Genomic DNA, 17,680 nt, shown 5'->3' on the forward strand with positions numbered 1-17,680 from the left:
CTTTAGTTTTTATATCTTCTGAATCTGATAAAAAGCCAAACTCCAACTGACAGTATATAAACTGACAGTAATACAGCATCCTGTATAAACAAGTATACTCCATTACGCGATACCAATGCATACAGCATTTCTGTAATTAGTGCAGGCGGATTAATGAGTTTTAAATAAGGAAGCCTCTGACTGACAAGGAAACGGATGGCAGCTGGTATGCTGAAAGCACCCATGAGCATGAATAAAAGCAAGAGGTTAAGCAGGACATCTTTTACTTTTAAATTTACAATTCTTATGGTTCCAACCAAGGCGCCGGTAAGAATACCCGCCAGCGAACCAATTGCAACAACAGCCATAAATAACTCAAGCTTTATATTAAATGGGTTACTCCAGGTTTGAATAATAAAAAAGGAAAACGTCATTATACAAACAGTATGCAATATAAATGCAGCTGCCAGATGTATCAGAAGCAATCTTCCGCTGGAAAAAGGACTTAACCGCAGTCTCTTGCCGATATGGGAAACGTCAGCCAAAAGCTCCTTTATTTCAGCGAATCCCCATCTGGCTCCAATAATACAAAAAATTGCTGTGATATAAAGAAATGACAGGTACCTATAATCCTGTACCATTACAGTACCAGTTAAATCATTGACATAGTCTGTATTTAGATTCTTTTCATTATTATCCTTCTTATCAGTCTGTTGAATTTCTTCTTGGCTAAAGCTGATTCTAAGACCTTCTGATTGCAAGGCACTATCAAGATACCCCTTTATAGCTGCCTGCTTTCTCCCCTTCTCATTAACATGGAGCTCTAACACTTTGTCCAAAACCAGATAACCGTCTATTTGCTTCTGTTGTAATAGAATATCAAGCTTCTCCCTCTCTCCATATGTGATATGAAAGGTAACACTGTTTTTTAGAAAATCCGGAATCGGTTCATCATAAGGTGTTACTATACCTATTTTTATTATCTCTCTGTTACTTTCCTCCGGTATGGATGAGAAAGTCAGATTAACAATTCCCATTAAAAGCAGCGGTAATAAACATGAAAAGAACGGTATTCTCTTCCGTCTGCACAATAATATAATTCTGGATCTGAAAAGCTCCAGATACCTGAAAACATCCATGACTACCTCTTATTCCTGCACTTGTCCGAGGAGCAAAGCATAATTATTGCACTTTGCTGTATACTCATCTGCCGTGCATTGGACTTTTGTATACTTAATCTTTTAATTCCTTACCGGTTATCTCCAGATATACATCGTTTAGGGTAGGGATTTCAGTATATATCCTGCCAAAGGGAATCTTCTCTTCCTGCAGAAAATCCAATAATGCTATAAGATTATTTCTGCCTTTCTTTGCCTTCACGGTTAAAAATTGCTTATCATAACCAGCATCTGATACATTGGGCAGCTTTTGAATACTCCTAAGCTGTTCCTCTTCCAGGGAATACGCTTCAACTGTTATTTTTTCACCTAAAGAAATCATATCTTTTAATTCTTCTTTTGTACCGTGTGCTATTGCCCTGCCTTTGTCCAGCATGGTAATATCTGTACAGATCTGTTCAACCTCTTCCATATCCTGTGAGATATAAATTATCGTTGTACCGTTCCGATTAAGTTCCAGGATAGAATCCATTATTTTCTTCCTGCTGTGGGGATCACTGCCTTCTAAAGGTTCATCCAGTATAAGAAGCTTAGGCTTATGAACGATCCCGCAGGCAAAATTCAAGCGTTTGAGCAGACCAGGACTGAGCTTCTTTGGATAAAGCTTTATAAAATCCTCCAATCCAAGGAATTCAATGGTTTCTCTGGTCAGTTCTTTTACTTTTTGCCTGTCCCCGGAATACAGTCCACAAAAATATTCTATATTTTCAGCCAGAGTGAGCTCCGCAAATATTGCTGCTTCTTCCAGCACAACACCGATGTTGCTTTTAATATCATATGCATCCTTTTCAAGGCCTTTTCCCCATATGAGGATGGAGCCTTTATCATATTTCTTAAAACCCAGCAGGCAATCTACCAGGGTTGTCTTGCCGCAGCCAGCCGGACCAAGAATTCCATGTATCTGCCCTTCCTCCACAAACAAATTAAGATAATCCAAGGCTATAACTCTGTCATATCTTTTCACCAGATTCTTTACTTCTATCACCATAAAAACACCTGCGTCCATTCTTTTTCTTTCCCTCATTATACGTTAATCAATTGGGCGGTGCAATATGAATTGCTTTTTATTTCTCCTTTTGTTATTATATAGAAAACCAGCTTAGATAATGAGAACGATATACTTGATGAAACTGCTAAAGGAGAAGACTGACATGCCATACCTTTATGACAAAGTAATATTGGCTATAACCTGCCTGTTTTTATATCTGGCATGTTTTCCTTCTGCCTACTCACCGGCTCATGTGATAATCTTTGTCATACTGGCCTCTATAAGCACCTATACAGATAATCAACGCATTAAGCTGGCTTTATTTTTGCTGGCTTTGGGACTTTGTCAGTACTGGCCGCCCAGCCTGTTATTAATGCCTGTCATTTATTATGAAATAATATATGGGATATATAGCAGTCTCATCATATTTCTGCTGATACCATTGATTACAAATTTTCAGAACTATAATATGAAAGGTCTTGCGTTTCTTTTGCTTTTATTTACACTGGCCACCTTTTTGAAACACAAGACACAAAAATACTGTCTTATGAAGGCTGATTATAATGATCAGCGAGATACCTCAAAGGAATTGGCACTTTTACAGGAAGAAAGAAATCAGAGTCTTTTAGAGAATCAGGATTACGAGGTAAATATGGCTACCTTAAATGAAAGGAACCGTATTTCGAAAGAGATTCATGATAATGTTGGTCATATACTCTCACGAGCACTTCTTCAGATTGGTGCCCTACTGCTGATAACAAAAGATGAAACACAAAAAGAAGGTCTCTCTGCCTTAAAGACTTCACTCTCCCAGGGAATGGACAGTATACGCTTAAGTATTCATAATATGTATGACGAATCTATAGATTTATATGCATCAATAGAAACTTTGTTAAAGGATTTCACTTTCTGTACTGTTGATTTCGATTACGATATACGAAATAATCCTGATATTAAGTTAAAATATGCCTTTATTGCAATTATCAAAGAATCCTTGTCTAATATTATTAAACATTCTAATGCTACAAAAGTACAGATCAGCTTAAGAGAACATCCTGCCATTTATCAACTTATAATATCGGATAACGGGCAGTTAGACGAGGATAAACGCCATCGATTTAAGGCATATGATAAATCACCCAATTATTATGATGGTATGGGTCTGCAAAATATTACTGACAGAGTAAAAGGCTTCCAGGGTAATATGAATGTAACCGTTGAAAATGGTTTTAAGATTTTTATCAGTATTCCAAAGCAGTAATTAAAAACTACATTTTTAATGTGGTATCAATGATATAAAAAGAAATGAGGTATTTATTAAATGAAAATCTTGATAATCGACGACGACAAACTTGTCTGCTCATCCTTAAAAATCATATTATCCTCTGACAGCAATATTACGGTCTGTGGAAACGGATTCAACGGGGAGGAGGCTATACAGCTGTATCAGGAGACAAATCCAGACATTCTGCTTATGGATATCCGAATGGAACCCATGTCAGGTCTTGAGGCTGGCGAAAAAATACTTGCAGACTACCCAGAAGCTAAAATATTATACCTCACTACTTTTCTTGATGATGATTATATTATAAAAGCATTGAATATAGGAGCCAAAGGCTATATGCTAAAACAGGATTTTGAAAGCATACTTCCTTCACTCCATGCAGTTTACAAAGGTCAGAACGTATATGGAAATGAAATTATAACGAAACTGCCCGAATTATTGCAGCAGTCAAATAGCAAGACTAATTATGTGAATTATGGAATAACAGACAAAGAATATGAAATTATCTGCAAAATAGCTGACGGGCTTTCAAATAAAGAAATAGCAGAATTATTATATTTAAGCGAAGGGACTGTCAGAAACTATATCAGTCTGATTCTCGAGAAGCTTTCATTAAGAGATCGTACTCAGATAGCAATATTTTATTACAAGAACAACTAGGGCATTTATGAAAACTGCCTTTACCAGGTTGACCCTTTCAATTTGTGGTTTAATTTTACAGGCATAGAAGTTTTGATTCATTGGGTAAGGGTAGCTGCTGTAGCAAGCTTCAAATACACAGAATACCGAAAGCTAGCTGTTGGAATTATAGTAAATAACTTCAGACGTATCTTATTAAAAAAATATACCTGGATTCTGATTTATCCCAATAAGTGATTTTAAAGCTTGACTCATGGGGTAATTCATTCAATCCAGGTATACCTTTTTTATGTTTAAGTTTTTGTTTTAAATAGTGTATGTTTTATTGTTTTTTCTATTGATTTTTGTCCGTTATAATCTATAAATCTCCCATTTCTCGTATCAGTCCAAAAGCAAATAGTATCTAGAAGTTAATAAACTATATTAAATCTTTAACCTTAAAAGAAAACCCAGGATATTAATGCGAACAGACCCAAAATCAACAGTGTTACCGGTGCAAAAATCAGAAACGCTGACAATAGCATGGCCGTAAAATCATATTTCTCCAGATCCATGCCTTTGCTTTTCTCTGCATTCTTTTTACTTTTTTTGTCCGATACTTCTTCTTCCCAGTTTTCATATTCAGACTCATCTGCAGTATTTTCTATTTTCTCACCGGAATCACTGTCTATAGAAATGTCCGGTGCATCTGGTGTGTCAGAAGAACTATTTCCTATAGCTTTTTCATTCTTCTCCTTCAGCCAGTTCATTGCTCTCTCTGTTTTTTTCTGAAATAACACCAGATCACCCTCTTTTCTTATGAATTTACTATTTTATGATGGCAAGCCACGAAATGACCAGGTCTTACCTCTTCAAAATCAGGAACTACTTTCTTACAGATATCTGTTGCGTAACGGCAGCGTGTATGGAACTTACATCCTGTAGGCGGTTTTATAGGGCTTGGAATATCACCCTCAAGAATAATAGCCTCTTTCTTGTTTTCCACATCTGTTGTAGGAATAGCGGATAATAACGCTTCAGTATATGGATGTGTGGGATGTGCAAACAACTCTTCCGTAGAAGCAAGCTCCACAATATTTCCAAGATACATAACGCCTACACGATCACTGATATATTTGATAACACTTAAATCATGTGATATGAAAAGGTATGTCAGATTTTCCTGCTCTTTTAAGTCCAGTAACAGGTTGATGATCTGTGACTGAATGGAAACGTCAAGGGCTGATACAGCCTCATCACAAACAACAAATTTAGGCTTTAGGGCAAGTGAACGTGCTATACCGATACGCTGGCGCTGACCTCCTGAAAACTGATGGGGATAACGGTGGATGAAATAAGGTGCAAGACCGCATTTCTCCATAACTTCCATTACATAGTTCTGTAGTTTTTCATCATTCCTGTCAAAGTATTTATGCGCAAGAAGACCCTCAGAAATAATCTGTCCTACAGTCATACGGGGATTTAAGGAAGAATAAGGATCTTGGAAAATGAGCTGTAGATCTTTGCGAAGTTTACGGCTCTCCTCTTCATTTAACTTTGCTAAGTTAATACCTTTATCTCTGTATACTTCATACTTGGCGAAATCCGGATTGCTCTCATATTTTTTCATGAGCTTATAAATCTCATTTCGGATTTCTTCCAGCTCTCTCTCTTTAATCTTTATAATTTCTTCCTTTTTCTTAATCTGAAGTAATACATTCTCTGTACCTGCTGCAATCTGCTCTTGAGTTTTTCCTTTTTCCTTTAATGTGGAACGTAATCCTTCATAAGCTATTCTGGTATCGTTTAACTTTTCATTCAGCTTACGGTATTCAACACCTGCTTTGTATTCTCTTACAAGAACCTCAGAAATAGGAGCCATGTCATCGGCTACAAAGAATCCGCCTACTAGCTGTACAATGTCAAGAAAACTATCTCTTGCATTTTTCTCTGCTTCTAAAAGCTGTGTTCTCATAGCATATTTAGCATCACCGTCAGGCAGTGCATCATACTGTTTCTTAACAGCAGCAGCCTTTTCATTCAGTACAAAATACTCTTTCTTTCTGTCAACCAGACTCTTAAGAATATCCAATACATACTGAGGGGCTATTTCATCTACATCTCTTCCATAGTACATGGTACGGCCATCGGTCTGGTTATACAGCTGTAAAAGAGTACGGCCAAGGGTAGATTTACCACAACCGCTCTCTCCTACCAGTCCTAAGGTTTCACCTTCATAAATGTCAACGGTTATGTCATCATTGGCTCTTACATAAAGCTTTTCCTTTTGAACCATGCTCTTTTTTATAGGAAAGTACTGTTTTAAGTTCTGTACTCTGATTAATACTTTTTTGTCCTTATTTTCCATTTGCCCTTACTCCTTTCTCCGGATAGAAACAACGAACGGGATGCCCTTTTTCCACATCAACCAATGCAGGTTCTTCATTACGGCATTTATCCGTTGCATACTTACATCTGGGGGCAAATTTACAGCCCTTTGGAAGATCTAAGGGATGAGGTACCGCACCTGGGATAGCTTCCAAGCGGACACCGGTAGGTGTATCCAATCTGGGAATGGAATACATTAACCCTTCCGTATATGGATGTGAATATTTGTTGTCCTTTCCAAAGATAACTTTGGCAGGAGCCATCTCTACAACCTGGCCGCAATACATAACAGCAACATCATCTGCCATCTCATTAATAACACCAAGGTCATGGGTAATAAAAAGAATGGAAGTTCCGTTTTCTTTCTTTAAAGCATTCATAAGCTTTAAGATCTGCGCCTGAATAGTAACATCCAGAGCAGTTGTAGGCTCATCGGCAATAAGAAGTTTAGGTTTGCAGGCAAGTGCCATAGCTATCATAACACGCTGTCTCATACCACCGGATAGCTGATGAGGATACTGTTTTGCTACCGCTTCAGGGTTTGGTATGTTAACCTGTTTCAGCATTTCCACCACTTTTTCAGCAGCTTGCTTCTTACTCATACCCTGATGGATGATGAAAGGTTCAGATACCTGTTTTTCCACAGTAAATACCGGATTTAAGGAAGTCATAGGCTCCTGGAAAATAACCGAAATATCATTACCTCTGATTTTCGCCATATCTTTTACAGATACATCTGCTAAGTCTTTATCATTAAAAATCACTTCACCGCTGTCTATATAACCATTACCGTCTAACAGCTTTATAATGCTCATGGCAGATACGCTCTTACCGCTGCCGCTTTCACCAACGACACCAAGTGTCTTACCAGCTTCAACCTTATAAGAAACGCCGTTAACTGCCTTAATTGTACCTTTTTTGGTTTTAAAAAATGTGTGTAAATCTCTTAATTCCAGTAATGCCATTGTAGTTCCTCCTAACGTTCCTGAGATTTCGGATCGATTGCATCACGCAGTCCATCACCGGTTAAGTTAATACAAATTACACAGATGCCAAGTATGATGGAAGTAAATACCCATCTCCACCAGAAGCTCTGTATAACAATACTATTATTACTACCATAGAGCATATTTCCCCAGGTAGGTTGAGGTGCCGGTACGCCGAATCCTAAATAGGACAATGTTGCCTCTGTTAACATACAAGTAGCAAAATCCAGGGTTGCAGTAACTATAATTACAGAAACCACGTTGGGCAGTATATGTTTAAATACGATGGATAACTGCTTAACACCTACTGCCTTAGCCGCCGTAACGAATTCTTTCTCACGTTCAGAAAGCACCTGGGCACGAACCAGACGTGAAAGGCTTGGCCATTGTAAAAGACCCAAAATAACCATCATCAGATATATTCGCTGGGTTGAGGTAAGTGAATTACCTAATAAAGCAGAAAGTATCATGGCAAAAGGTAAAAAGGGAAGACCGGAAACGATTTCCACGATACGCTGTAAAACAATATCAAGTTTGCCACCGAAGAAACCGGAAATTCCACCAATAACAACACCAATAATTGTAGAAATAACAACGGATAATGCTCCGATTGTCATAGACATCTTTCCACCATTAATTAATCTGTTCAAGATATCTCTACCCAATTCATCAGATCCAAGGAAATAACCCTTTAATCCCCAGGTTAATACCTTACCACTGTCAGTAATTGCATAATTCTGATAAGACCCGGTATATACTTTAACGATATTACTCTTGCTAACGGATGCCGGAACGTCTGACTGCTTAAAGTTGTTAAAGCCCCAAGCTACAACCTTACCGCTTTCAGTAACAGCTGTATAGTGGTATCTTCCGCCTTCTATTGAGACAAGCTTTTCAGATACTTCCGGTATTTTCCCCTCTCCTCTTTCAGAAAGGTTACCCCAGACGAATACTTTACCCTCGCTGTTTACTGCAGCCATTGTAGATGCGGTTGTTGCAATATCTACAACTGTACCCATATTCTCAGGAAGACTTGTATAGCTGTTTGTCTGTCTTCCAAGATATACTGCCTGACCATCTTTTGTAAGTCCTAAAAGAGCGTCAGAAGTAGCTGCAATTTTAACAATCTGTCCCTGATAGGCATGACTGTTTTTATAATCATTGTTTGCATCATTTCCAAAGAAATAAGTCTGTCCGTCATCTGTTAAAACCAGGGAGCACTGATAACCGGCAACAATATCTACCACATTACCCAGTCCCTGTATTTCTTCAGGCACTTCACATTGCTTCTGTCTGTCACTGCCCCAGGCAAAAACCTGACCTTCTTCATTCAATGCCAGTATATGGTCAAAGCCTGCAGATACGCGTTTAATCTTTCCCATACCTGTAGGAACATATTTTAAATTAAGGGTATTTGTAATCTTGGTCTTACCCCACATATATAACTGGCCGTCTGTGGAAACTGCCACCGTATAAGTAGGTCCTACAGAAATCTCAGCTACTTTACCCTGTAGAGATGAAGGTACATCCATCAGGTCTCTTCCCGGAGCAACATTCTGCTGACTGGTTTCCGTATAAGATAAATCAAGCTTTACAAATAATGGTCCGATAATAACCGTTGCAAATATTAATAAAAATACGATTAAACCTGTCATAGAAAGCTTATTGCTCGTAAAATTCTTAATAATAGTCTTTATAGGACCCTGCATCTGTTCTTCTTCTAATATTGATAATTTCTTCTCACCTGTGCCAAAGGCCTTAATGAATAGAAGCTGTAAGAAACTTCTTCTCTTTTTCGGCGTTTTATTATTTTCCATATGTGCGCCTCCTTCTATCGATTAACCCTGACACGGGGATCTACAAAACCATAACTTAAATCTATAATTAAGTTACCAACTAATGCGACAACCATATAAAACATCTGCACCGCAAGGGCAACATTATAATCCTGATTACGCAAAGCATCCATATAAAATTTACCCATACCGTTAAGATTAAACATTTCCTCAATAACTAATGAACCTGAGAAAATGCTGATGAACCAGCCGATAATTAAAGTAATAACCGGCAGTAAGGCATTTCTCCAGGCATGAGAATAGATAACAACCTTCTCTTTAAGACCTTTTGCTCTCGCTGTTCTGATATAATCCATACGCAAAGATTCAATCATGGCTGCACGAACATATCTTGTCATACCACCTAATGATCCAATGGTCATTACAATCAAAGGCAATGTCAGATAATGCATTCTGTCTAAAAAGAACGCCAGACCTGTGCCTTTAAAATTCGGTGTGTTCATACCACTGACAGGGAACCATCCCAATGTTACAGAGAATAAAAAGATACCGACCAGTGTTATAATAAATACAGGTAAACTGTATCCGACTATGGTAAGTACCTGTACTGCATTATCAAAAACAGAATTACGTTTTACTGCACAAATAATTCCTAAAGGAATTGATATTCCCAGGGCTAGTACTACTGCAAAAATATTGATAAAAATGGTGTTTCCCATAGGAGCTTTCACTATTTCAATAACCGGTTTCTTATATCTTACAGAATTACCGAAGTCACCTTGTACTACCCCTCCTATCCATTTACCGTATTTCACGATTATGGGGTCATCAAGGCCCATCTGCTCTCTTAACTGCTCGTATCTCATTTGATACTGTTCCGGTTTCAACTTACTCTTCATGGGCTCCAACTCTGCTCTTGCCGGATCTCCGGGTATCAGATTATATAAAAAGAACATAACAAGAGACATGATAAAAAATACAAATACCATGTAAAGCACTCTTTTACCAATATACTTTAACATCCTTATTTCCTCCTACTTAATAACTTGTCTAAAAAAGACACGAAAACCGCTTCTATGAATTCTTATTATTTGCCTATCATGACTAAATAGGCTTCTTCACTGAGTTTAGATAACAGTGCGAGGCCTAAGCCCAGTGAAGAACCCTATTTATAAAGAAAGACTTCCTAGATGAGCCATGCAATCATCTTTTTTCATGAGAAATAGGGTATGAAACATACCCTATTTCATCAGCAATATAAATTACACTTGAACTTTCTTATTCTTCAACATAAGCTTTCATAAGAGCATATGACATATCCCAGATACCATTAGGATTATAGTTCTTTAACTTAGCGTTATAGAAATCATGGTAAGTATTGGAATACAGAGGAAGATCAGGTAATAAATAGTTCCATCTTTCGATGAAGGAAACAAATTTGCTTTCGAAAGTTGTTTTATCAGTAGGATCAACTAATACCATATCTTTTGCAAGCTTGGATAATTCTTCATCTGTAATGAAGTTAGTGTTATCACCAGCTTTGATACGCTCAGGATCACTTGTATAAGTTGCTGCCATATCATAGATAGGTGTAAATCCTGTTCCTAAGTTGAACATGTTGTAAGTAGGAACGGAGTATTTCTTATCAGTTGAACCATCTCTGTATAAGTAGCTTAATAACTCAGTAAAGGTCATTACTGTCTGATTGATCTGGATACCAGCAGCAGCTACATCAGGGTTGTTCTGTAATTTTACTACTAAAAGGTCAGAAACTGCATTCTGCTCGGAAGAAGCCCACTCAAGAATAAGAGGCATATAGGTTCCGTCATCAAGTTTCTTGTAACGAACACCTGAAGTATAATCTTTACCATCTTTGTCATATACCCAGCCGCCTTCTTCTAATACCTTAACAGCATTATCAAGACTGTAAGCATATGCATTTAACTTCTCATCAAGTGTATCCTTTGTATCCTGGTACATCCACATAGCAGGTCCGTAAGGTCCGTTTACAACAGAACCGAAACCGCCTGTGAAAGCTTTAGCGAAATCATTACGATCTAACAGCTGTGCTACAGCCTGACGAACTTCTACGAACTGTGTAGGTCCGAAATCACAAACGAACTGTAATTTTCCGTATCCGTTACGGTCATAGGATGTATAAGCAAATCCGCCCTTGTCAACTAAGTCAAGACCAGCATTGATTTCATCACCACTTGCCATACCGTTTAACAAATCAACAGAACCAGTCTTTAACTCATCAAGAGCTGTTTCAGTTGTAACTTTTTTGTAGATAATAGTTTTGATAAGAGGTTTTAAACCTTCTTCATCACCAACAAATTTAGGGTTAACTTCAATAACAGCTTCTTTAGAAGACTCATTAAAGCTTACTGCATTGTAAGGTCCGCATGTAATTGCAGGTATTGTAGTTCTGGCAGCATTGATTTTTGCTTCATAATTTTCTAATGTAAAGTTATCGGAAAGATATGCACCTTTTCCGTCATCAGCGATTGTAACCTGATCATCTGTATAGAAAGAAAGCTTTGTAGGCTGAACAGATACTAAACCTAACTCATAGAAGTAAGGAAGGTTTGCTGCATCAATGGTTACAGCAAATGTATCATCACTAATTAAATTAACACCGGAGAATTCTTTTGTCTTACCGGATGAATAATCAGCAAAGCCTTTGAAATACATACCAACGATAGTATTGTTAGCTCCCATATCAGAAACTAATTTGGAAGACCATAAAAGCAGGTTAGCTACATAGTCTTTTGCTGTAATTGGTGTTCCATCGTTCCAAACAAGTCCGCTGTTAATTGTCCATGTATATGTCTTGGAACCATCTTCATTATCAGTAACTTTGCTGTCTTTTACAACAGTTGTATCAACAATGAACTCACCTGCGCTAGTTACTGCTACAGTTGAATATCCATTAGTCATCTGATAAATATCATTATCAGCTGCACCATTCTGGAAGAAAGGAATGAATTCACCGCTTAAGTCAGTTGTACTACCGATGATAATCTGTCCTGTAGGTTCTGTGGGGGTTGCAGGAGCCTCTGTTGCTGCAGGCTCTTCTGTTGTTTCAGTAGGTGTTGCTGTAGGCTCTGTTGAGATTCCGGTGTCATTGTTGCTCTTGCATCCTGCAAGTGTAAATACCATGACAACGGTCAGCAATAATGCTAACACTCTTTTTTGCATAAAATTTCCTCCTTAATATATTGTTGATATTAGTCTGATATAAACACTCGAATTTTGCTATGTATTTCTCCGCTTTAATGCGGTGAACCATTAAATCATTAAACTATTATACAAAAAAAGCCTTTCTTCATTGACATTCAATGATTTAGAAAAGCAACCTTGCAAATATTCATATTAGACAATATCTTTAACGACTTTAAGCCGTCATCACAAGTTGTATTATATAATACAATTAATCTATTGTCAATAAATCTTTATAAACAGTGAGTTTATCTATAATTATGCAGGGGTTATATTGTATTTAGTGCTTTTCCGCCCTTGTTAAATGCAAAAAAATACAATTTATCTGATAACTTATTTATTTTCTACAAGATTAAACATGCAATCTTTTTAAGTACAAGTTACACTATCCTGTTATTATGTACAAATTCCCAGCTTATAATTGGCAAAATAACGAAACTTTTTATAGGTATAATGTCTTATAGCTATTTACAATTGTAAATTTTATTATATTATGGTTTGATATTTTGTAAAAAATGTTATATTTCCTAGATATATAGGATAGGTAATAATTAAATTATCTTCCATCATGAAAAAAAGCACTCCCTATTTCAGTGCTTAATCTCCTATTTGTTTCTTATCCTTTTGCTTCTATAGGCTATCGTCAGGCTGGAAATGGATTAAGGGTATAATCGGTCTAACAGGTAGCAAAAATGAGAATTTACAATCTACTCGGACTGATTTATATAATAAGGCACAAGCTCTTTACAAGAATATACTCTCTACTCCACCAAAAGCAAAGGAGCAGTGGCAAGTCCGCCCCCTCCTTTTTATCCTATCCTCTTTTCCAAAGCATCCGTCTTTCTATTTAGTATTTCATGCACATGTTCAACTTCATCTAAAATCATACCATCCATTGCTTTTAGCTCCGCCGTGTCTTTCATCTGCTGTCTCTTTAACTCCTTTAACGTCTTCTCAAAATCCATTATCTTGTCAAGTATCAGATCAAGTTTTTCTGCATCAGTCATTTTATTTCCCCCATAAATTTTACTAATTCAAATCTTACCATCATAGCATGAATTTTTCAAGGGAGCTATTACATTTATACGAAATATTTAGGATATTAAACACAAAAACTTCTAGGAAAGCAAAAAACAGGGCCGATTTACTCGGCCCTGTAAAACTTACTATTATAGATACAAATTATATATGGATAAAACAACAGTACATCTAATAATCTGTTTTTTTTCAGATTTACGCTACGCAAACATTTGCAGCTTTAACCTTTCGACTACTAGGATCTCTTTCAATGTCAAAAGTGACTCTTTGACCTTCTTCAAGACTCTTAAACCCATTTGAAGTGATTGCAGAAAAATGCACAAATACATCTTCTCCACCATTTTCATCAGTAATAAATCCAAACCCTTTTTGTGCGTTAAACCATTTTACAATACCGTTATTCATTTACGATACCTCCATTATAATATTTGTATCAAAGTAAATAAAAAAATTGACCCTATACACAAACCAGTTAAAAGAACGACTTGTATGTATATTAGGCCAACTCTGTTAAATTCATTGATTATGTTTTACATACTATCACAGTTAATCCCCAAAGTCAACCATTATTATTTAAATAGATTTATTCTACGATTCATTTCTTACTACCGGCTACCAAGGCTGTCTTTGACTTGTCCAAATTATCACACTGAGTATTACAGTCAGACGTATGTAATCATTTATAAATAATCACTCTTAATTTACTAATCCACTTGTAATTTAACAATATTAAACTGTGAATTAATAACCAACCACAGTTGTGGGTTATAAATATTTATATTCCAGATTCCCGAGCCATGTAGATTGAAATTAACTATTAAACTTAGAACTGCATTTATACTTCTTGCATCTATAAACCAGACAATATGCTGTGTATCTCCACTAGTATATCTAAAAAATGGTGTTTGAGATAATGTGTCGAATTCAATCTTTGCACCATATGTACTGGCTAAATTAATAGCGCCATCGTAGGAAAGAACATTAATATTTGATAAACCTGGTAAAAAAGGCAACTCCCAGTCATAACCAATCGTTGGGATTCCTATAATTATTTTTTCCGGAGTAATAATAGTATTTATGTAATTTAAAAATATCTCCAAATCATTAATCGAAATTATTGGAGTTGGTGGGTTTACATTTGTTGCCCATTGATAATTCATAAATATAATATTTTGTGATAATTGATCTAATATAGAATAATCCACTCTTTCAAAGCTAGCATCAGCTCCAATATTACTAAGATTAGGGTCAACTGTTACAAATACTAAATATCCCTCACTATTTAAACGTTCGGTAATAAGAGTAAAAAATGAATTATAATATTGTATATTACTTACATTAATATATTGAAAAGAAATATTGACTCCTCTATAGCCCTTTATCCTTAGGATGCTTAAAAGATTCTGTATATAACTATTTTGAAAATCTGGATTTAATAATAAGTCAATTTCATTTACAATATTCGCCTTACCAGTTATCGTTAAAGTAGTTAGTAACAAAAGTGGGACAACACCATATGATTTGATAATTTCAATAATCTGAGAGTCATCTGAATAAGAAATTATATCTCCTTCTCTTGTTGCTGTATAATTTACGATTGAAAGGTAAGTAAGGTATGGTAAAGTTTTTGTTAGAACACTTTTATCAATACTGGGAGTGGTGTTTCCATGCAAAGTAATATTACCTTTTTTATTATAACTTATAATAATTGTTTCCCCAGGATAAATATATTTTCTATCTGAAAGAAACGGATTATTCATAAGTAGTTGCATGGTTGAGATATTAAACGCTTCTGCTATACCTATTAGACTGTCTCCTTCTTCAACTGTATAAACAACCTCTGGAATCGCTATAACAAGCGCTTGCCCTTCTACTAAACTATACGTATTTTCCAAACCATTATCTAAAATCAACATTTCTTCTGTAATACCATAATAACCAGCTATCGACTGTAATGTCTCACCTTGCTGTACAACATGTATCTCCATAAAAGCCTCAAATAATCGTTTATTTAAATATATGACTATTCTTTTTATAAAATCCATATTACTCATTGCAAAGTTTAAAAATTAATATTCGAAAGACATCTAACTTTTTAACTTGTTATGGTCAGCCACTCCTCTGATTTTCCGATTTTATTATTTATAACTGTGACTTCATTTATGATTTAGTGTCATATTTTTCATTTTCCCCCATACGGTATTAATGTAAAACATATCAATACTTTTGTTTTTCCATGTTGGTTGGTCAGTATCCCGAACCTACTGACCACCACTCTGTTAATCAAGGAGCTCTTTTTTCTTTCCAGTAACCATTCCAGGTCAGAACTGTTACATACGCAGCATTTGTATCTTTAACTATGATTGGGTAATAATTATATATTTTATGTAAGCAACCGGAAAACAAATGCACTATAGTATATCAGTACTTTTTTTTCAATTTTAGTATTATTTTGATAGTTTGATAATGCATTCATTTTATATCTAGTTACCAAATAGTTATCTCAGTATGAAAAAAGCACCCTTACGGATGCCTTAAATTCATTATTCATTGTCTACAATCATTGATTTTACAGTATTTCTTATAAGCTGGAAATGGGACTCGAACCCACGACTTCCTCATTACGAGTGAGGTACTCTACCAACTGAGTTATTCCAGCACATAAAAAATCGAGGTGACGGGATTCGAACCCACGGCCTCTGCGTCCCGAACGCAGCGCTCTACCAATCTGAGCCACACCTCGTTTTTAATATTTATGAATTAATCTCGCCAAATTATTATGCTACTTTCCAAGGAAAAAGTCAAGTAAAAAAATTCTTTTATATATAATAATTGGTATTATTTTATGAATGAGTTTATACTAACAGAATATATATTATTAGAGTAATTTAATGAGGTTGCCTATGGAGATTTATCTGGTTAAGCAAGGTGATACCATTTATTCAATAGCAGAAGCATATAAAATATCCCCTGAAACCCTAATAAGAAATAATGGTATAATCAACTACGATAATCTGGTAATCGGACAGACTATTGTTATCGTATATCCAGAGGAAACCTACACCGTAAAGGAGGGCGACACTTTATTTGACATAGCAGCCGCAAATAATGTTACTCCCCTTGAGTTATTAAGGAACAATCCTGATTTGTCCGGCCGCCGTCTTTTATATCCGGGGGAAGAATTAGTTATACGATACAATAATACCAACGGACGGCTGAAAACCAACGGATATGCTTATCCTTTCATTGATTTTACTGTACTGATAAAAACACTTCCCTACCTGAGTTTCTTAACTATTTTTACATATCAGTTATCTTCAACCGGCCTTCTTTCAGGCTATGATGATGCCGATATTATTAATTACGCTAAAATTTATGGTGTAGCACCGATTATGTTTCTAAATACAACTGACAGAACAATTGCAGCTGAACCGACTTCTTTTTTTTCCAGAAGTATTTCCTATGAAGTATTAAATTCCCTGATAACTATTATAATAGATAAAATAGAAGAAACAGGATATTCCGGTGTCAATCTATTTCTTGAAAACATTACACTTGATAACTACCCGATAATTGTTGACAATATAAAAGTCCTTTCATCCCGTATGAAGGAAAAAGGACTTATTACAATGTTTACACTTACTCCTGAAATCTTTAATCTGCCCTCCGGCATTACTTATCTTGATATTGATTATTCAGACCTTGCACAAGCTGTTGATTATATTATCCTGGCATCTTATAACTGGGGCTATACATTTGGTCCCCCTGCTGCTGTCACACCAATCGAAACAGTAACACAGAATCTTGATTACGCTACCTCTGTTATTCCCTCCAGAGAGATTTTTATTGGTGTCCCAATAATCGGGTATGACTGGAAATTATCCAGTGACGGTAACTATACCGTAGCAAATGCGCTCAATTCAGATGCCGCTATTATGCTTGCTACTGATGTTGGGGCAATTATAGAATTCGATACTGCCTCAATGGCTCCGTTTTTTACATATACCAGCAGAGACAATAACACTGATGTAAATCATATTGTCTGGTTCAAAGATGCCAGAAGCATCCAAACCCTCTATGGTTATACCCAGGAATATATGCTTGCCGGGGCAGCCGTTTGGAATATAATGCACTTTTTCCAACAGATGTGGTTTATCATAAATACCCAGTATCAGATTATCGGTCCCCATGATGAATTCTAA

The 17,680-nt window shown here is 36.2% G+C and carries 13 protein-coding genes, 2 tRNA genes and 2 pseudogenes; 3 read left to right on the forward strand and 14 right to left on the reverse strand.

Annotation, left to right across the window (positions count from 1 at the left end):
- Nucleotides 1-2: 2 nt before the first annotated feature.
- Together BR73_RS0120630 and BR73_RS0120635 are read right to left on the reverse strand one after the other, a co-directional pair.
- A complete protein-coding gene (locus BR73_RS0120630; protein WP_033167807.1) occupies nucleotides 3-1,118 on the reverse strand; it encodes an ABC transporter permease in 1,116 nt (371 codons plus the stop codon).
- Nucleotides 1,119-1,212: 94 nt separating this feature from the next.
- A complete protein-coding gene (locus BR73_RS0120635) occupies nucleotides 1,213-2,163 on the reverse strand; it encodes an ABC transporter ATP-binding protein (protein ID WP_242860738.1) in 951 nt (316 codons plus the stop codon).
- Between the two features lie 145 nt (nucleotides 2,164-2,308).
- Here BR73_RS0120635 and BR73_RS29485 point away from each other — a divergent pair, with 145 nt between their 5' ends.
- Nucleotides 2,309-3,406, forward strand: a complete 1,098-nt coding sequence (locus BR73_RS29485; protein WP_033167808.1) for a histidine kinase — start codon at nucleotides 2,309-2,311, stop codon at nucleotides 3,404-3,406.
- A 60-nt stretch (nucleotides 3,407-3,466) separates the two neighbouring features.
- Entirely contained in the window at nucleotides 3,467-4,090 is a 624-nt protein-coding gene (locus tag BR73_RS0120645) for a response regulator transcription factor (protein WP_033167809.1), read from the forward strand.
- A gap of 416 nt (nucleotides 4,091-4,506) precedes the next feature.
- Here the strand turns inward: BR73_RS0120645 and BR73_RS0120650 are convergent, their stop codons facing one another.
- From BR73_RS0120650 to BR73_RS0120700, 12 genes and pseudogenes are all read right to left on the reverse strand, one after another.
- A complete protein-coding gene (locus BR73_RS0120650; protein ID WP_033167810.1) occupies nucleotides 4,507-4,848 on the reverse strand; it encodes a hypothetical protein in 342 nt (113 codons plus the stop codon).
- Between the two features lie 17 nt (nucleotides 4,849-4,865).
- Nucleotides 4,866-5,621 (reverse strand): annotated as a pseudogene (locus tag BR73_RS29490) (oligopeptide/dipeptide ABC transporter ATP-binding protein); the annotation flags it as partial.
- Between the two features lie 498 nt (nucleotides 5,622-6,119).
- Nucleotides 6,120-6,416 (reverse strand): annotated as a pseudogene (locus tag BR73_RS29495) (ATP-binding cassette domain-containing protein); the annotation flags it as partial.
- The gene (locus BR73_RS0120660) at nucleotides 6,406-7,401 is read right to left on the reverse strand and encodes an ABC transporter ATP-binding protein (RefSeq protein ID WP_033167812.1); all 996 of its coding nucleotides are present in this window, start codon (nucleotides 7,399-7,401) and stop codon (nucleotides 6,406-6,408) included. The pseudogene BR73_RS29495 and the gene BR73_RS0120660, both read right to left, overlap by 11 nt.
- An 11-nt stretch (nucleotides 7,402-7,412) precedes the next feature.
- The gene (locus tag BR73_RS0120665) at nucleotides 7,413-9,239 is read right to left on the reverse strand and encodes an ABC transporter permease subunit (RefSeq protein ID WP_081848816.1); all 1,827 of its coding nucleotides are present in this window, start codon (nucleotides 9,237-9,239) and stop codon (nucleotides 7,413-7,415) included.
- Nucleotides 9,240-9,253: 14 nt separating this feature from the next.
- Nucleotides 9,254-10,240 (reverse strand): ABC transporter permease, encoded by a 987-nt coding sequence (locus BR73_RS0120670; RefSeq protein ID WP_033167813.1) that lies wholly within the window; start codon nucleotides 10,238-10,240, stop codon nucleotides 9,254-9,256.
- Between the two features lie 256 nt (nucleotides 10,241-10,496).
- Complete coding sequence (locus tag BR73_RS0120675; RefSeq protein WP_033167814.1) at nucleotides 10,497-12,419, reverse strand: ABC transporter substrate-binding protein; 1,923 nt, start codon at nucleotides 12,417-12,419, stop codon at nucleotides 10,497-10,499.
- Between the two features lie 830 nt (nucleotides 12,420-13,249).
- On the reverse strand, nucleotides 13,250-13,447 hold the full coding sequence (locus BR73_RS0120680) for a hypothetical protein (RefSeq protein ID WP_033167815.1): 198 nt from the start codon (nucleotides 13,445-13,447) through the stop codon (nucleotides 13,250-13,252).
- 226 nt (nucleotides 13,448-13,673) lie between these two features.
- On the reverse strand, nucleotides 13,674-13,883 hold the full coding sequence (locus tag BR73_RS0120685) for a cold-shock protein (protein ID WP_033167816.1): 210 nt from the start codon (nucleotides 13,881-13,883) through the stop codon (nucleotides 13,674-13,676).
- 299 nt (nucleotides 13,884-14,182) lie between these two features.
- Nucleotides 14,183-15,466, reverse strand: coding sequence for a LysM peptidoglycan-binding domain-containing protein (locus tag BR73_RS0120690; protein WP_033167817.1), 1,284 nt, complete (start codon nucleotides 15,464-15,466; stop codon nucleotides 14,183-14,185).
- 598 nt (nucleotides 15,467-16,064) lie between these two features.
- Nucleotides 16,065-16,137, reverse strand: a tRNA-Thr gene (locus BR73_RS0120695).
- A 10-nt stretch (nucleotides 16,138-16,147) separates the two neighbouring features.
- Nucleotides 16,148-16,221, reverse strand: a tRNA-Pro gene (locus tag BR73_RS0120700).
- Nucleotides 16,222-16,381: 160 nt separating this feature from the next.
- On the opposite strand from BR73_RS0120700, the gene BR73_RS0120705 reads away from it, so the two are divergent.
- Complete coding sequence (locus tag BR73_RS0120705) at nucleotides 16,382-17,680, forward strand: LysM peptidoglycan-binding domain-containing protein (protein WP_033167818.1); 1,299 nt, start codon at nucleotides 16,382-16,384, stop codon at nucleotides 17,678-17,680.

Source organism: Clostridium sp. KNHs205 (assembly GCF_000702945.1).
GTDB lineage: Bacteria > Bacillota > Clostridia > Lachnospirales > Lachnospiraceae > Anaerocolumna.